At 69.4% G+C, this 3,664-nt stretch carries 1 protein-coding gene; it reads right to left on the reverse strand.

All coding sequences use genetic code 11. The annotated features are described in order from the left end of the window. Positions 1-72: 72 nt before the first annotated feature. On the reverse strand, positions 73-3,664 hold a 3,592-nt coding region (locus tag ELR45_RS07555), incomplete at its 5' end, for an AAA domain-containing protein (protein ID WP_165367570.1).

Below are 3,664 nucleotides of genomic sequence, written 5' to 3' on the forward strand. Positions count from 1 at the left end.
GCGAGAACGATCCGCATCTTACGTCCTGCAAAGTGAGCGTCATGGATGCGTTTTGCAGGACGCAATCTGGGGTCAGTCGGTGGCGGCGGTTGCGCGCTGCACGAGGCGGGCGACGACATCGTCGGGCCGGTCGAGCCACTCCGGAAGCCACACCCGCTCCACGGCCGGCCAGCGCATCAGCTGCGTCAGCACCTCGGTCGGTAGCCCGTCGCGGTCGTTGACCGTACGCCGCCCCGCCCACTCAGGCCCATCCAGGAGAACAGCGACCAGGGAACGGTCCGGATCGTCGCCCGAGGCGATGGCGACGTCGACCTTGAAGTCCGACAGACCCACGTCGGTGGTGACCGTGAACCCGTGCTCGCGCACCCGGGCGGCGATCTCCTCAGCGTGACGGTCACGGGCCGATGCGCGACGGCCGTCCGCCGGTAGCGCGGCTGTGCCGAGATGCGCCATATCAAGGTAGGACCGCAGGTGTTTGATCCCGACGGCCGACGTCTCTTCGGCCCGCAGTTGGGAGGGGTCGAACGAACTGAACACGACGATCCGCCGCCGTGCCCGGGTGACCGCTACGTTGAGCCGCCGTTCGCCGCCCACCCGGTTCAACGGCCCGAAGTTCAGCGGCAGCACGCCACGTGCGTCCGGGCTGAACGCCGTCGAGAACAGCACCACGTCGCGTTCGTCTCCCTGGACGTTCTCCAGGTTCTTGACGAACAGTCCCTCCTCATGGTGGGTGCCGTCCAAGGCGTCAGCCAGCCGCTCGTCATCGTGGTCGCGGATCAGCGTCTCGACATAGCCCCGCTGCTGGTGGTTGAAGGTGACCACACCGATGGACGGGATCTGCCCGGGTGACTCGTCGAACCGTCGCTTGATCTCCTCGACCACCGCTTCCGCCTCGATCGGGTTGGTGCGCAGCGGTCCACCCCCGGCGCCGCGCCCAGCCGAGCGTTGGAATCGCCCGTCCACCCGGACCAGGCTGATGCCCCGGTCGTCGTCGCGGGAGGACGACGGCGCGGGGAAGGTGGAAAGCCTGCCCTCGTAGTACTGCCGGTTGCTGAACGCGATCAGCGACTCGTCCTGGCTGCGGTAGTGCCACGACAGCCACTGCCTGGGCACGCGCGCCTGCACGCATTCGGAGAGGATGCTTTCCTCATCCTCGACGCCGGGCTCGATGTCGTCATATCCGTCATACCTGTCGTCGCCGGTGACCGGCTCGCCGAACGATGTCGGCGGCATCTGCTTGCTGTCTCCCACGACGACGACCGAACCCGCCCGCCCCATCGCACCGACCGCGTCGGCGACCCGGATCTGCGAGGCCTCGTCGAACACGACAAGGTCGAACAGGGCGGTCTCCGGCGGGAAGAACCGCGCCAGCGAGTCGGGGCTGACCAGCACACACGGCATGGCTTGGGTGATCAGGTCCCCGTACTCCTCGACCAGCTCGCGCACGCGCAGTCCGCCGCGTTGCCTGGCCAGCTCTCGCTGGAGTGCGCCGACGCGTTCCTTGCCGGTGGCCGCGTCGAACGGGCGTGCGGCGATGATCTGGGCCGGGATGGCGTTTCCCAGCTCGTCTCTTACGGCGGCGGTGGACGTCGTGAACCTGTCGATGCTGCGCTCATGCACTCGGGGAGCAAAGTCGGCCAGGCCGGTCGCTGCGCGGCGCTCGTGTAGTGATGCCTCGGCGAGGCCTCGGTCGAACGCGCGGACGCCTTCGTCCGCCTCGACCGCGCCGGTGGTCAGATCACGCCGGGCCGCCGCCATCCCGGCGGTCCGCAACGGCTCGACGTGGTCGAGGAGAGCAAGCCAGCGTCGCAGCTCCCGTACGTCTGGTGACGACGCGTCACGGCCGTCGTGTGTCTGCCGCCACCTGGACACCAGCCCGTCGGCGCCGGCCCAGCGTTCCAGGTGTTCACGGTCGATCGCGCACACCTGCACCAACTGCTCGGCCGCCTGACGGAACTGAGAGATCACCGCCAGGTCGGCCGCTGAGAAGGGTGCCGTGCCGAGGAACCGTCGCAGCGCCCGGCCGAAGTCCTCGACGCCGCCGTCCGACGGCGCGTCAGCTCCGGTGTCCAGCGGATGGTTGATGTCATGATCGGCCCGGGTGCCGGCGTCGCTCTCCGGCGGCGCTACATGGCTGGCCGCCCAGCGCAGCCACCGCACTCGCTCGTCCACGGCTGCCCCGCCCTGGTCGGTCAGAGGGTTCCATGAGGTGGGGAGCACCATGCCGGGCACCGCGTTGACCTGCGCGGCGAGTCCGGCGACCGCGCGCTGCACCTGGGCCAGGTCCCGGGTCAGCTGTGGGACCCCCTTCGGCTTGACCTGAGCGCCGGATCTCAGGGTGGGGATCAGTTCGTCGCGGACTGCGGTCAGCTGCTTCCTGCGTCCGAAGAACCCCGACGACGCGGCGGCATCGGCTCGGGCCTGGATGTCGGCGAGCGGAAGGTCCAGCGCACTCGGGGTGGCGGTCTCCAGCCCGGGATGCGAAGTGGCGACGAAGGACGCGATCCGCTGCCCGGTGTCGGTGACCTGGGCCTCCCAACGCGCTGTTCCCACCTGGTCCAGCGTCGCCAGGGAGACTGCGTCGTCGGAGGTGATCTCGTCAAGAGCGATCAGATCGTCGACTGACCGTACCGCCCGCATGACGTCGGCGAGCGGGCCGGACCGTGGAACGTCGTCGATCGCGTCGTCGAGGTCGAGCACCGCGCGGCGGATTGCGTCCACTCGCCGATCGCCGTCCGCGGGAAAGTCGTCATCGGACGCGCCGACGGAGCCGGCGTCCGGTGTGTCGATGAACCCCCACGGATGGTGGAGATGCGGCCGCGCGGCGTCGGCGACATCAGGCAGGTCGGCGAGGAGGGAACGTATCTGGACGAGTGTCTCGGATGACGACGCGCCGAGCAGGTCAGGCGGTACGTCGAGGGCCGGAACATCGTTGCCCATCGCGAGCAGCCGGGCACGAGCCGAGTACAGCGACATCCCGGCGCCATTTGTCTCGTGCAGTCGCTGGGCGTACCGGGAGAGCCTTCCGCGAGCGGAGCGGAGCTCCGAGCCGCTGGCGTCCAGGCCCTCCCGATCGACCTGGACCGAGTGGTCGAGCGCGCGCCGGATCTGCGCCCGAACGGTGCCCGGGGTGCTGTTCTTGTCGTGCAGGTCGAGCGAGAGCGGCGCCATGCCGACCTTCCCGAGGCGATCATGGACCACATCGAGGGCGGCTCGCTTCTCGGCCACGAACAGCACCCTCTTGCCCTGGGCGACGGCACGCACCAGCAGATTGGTGATGGTCTGCGACTTCCCCGTTCCGGGCGGGCCTTCCAAGATGAACGTCCGCCCGGCGACGGCCGCGGCGATCGCTTCCAGCTGGGACGCGTCCGCGGGGACCGGGCAGCGGGCCGCCAGCTCGTCGAGGTCGACGTCGGACAGATCGACGTCGACCGGATCGGAGAACGGATCGTTCGGCGTGTGCACCAGGTGCTCGACGAGCGGATTGCGGCACAGCTGGAGCCAGTGCCCATCGAGGTCCTTCCACAGCCGGAACTTGGAGAACTGCAGGATCGCGAGGTGCGCCGACGGCTCGACACGGAACGGCAGCCGGGCTTCGGCCAGCGCAGTGCGCAACGCGTCGAAGACCGCCCCCAGGTCGGTGCCCGGCTGGAGCCGTCCCGGG

Origin of the sequence: Phytoactinopolyspora endophytica, assembly GCF_004138495.1 — a bacterium.
Classification (GTDB): domain Bacteria; phylum Actinomycetota; class Actinomycetes; order Jiangellales; family Jiangellaceae; genus Phytoactinopolyspora; species Phytoactinopolyspora endophytica.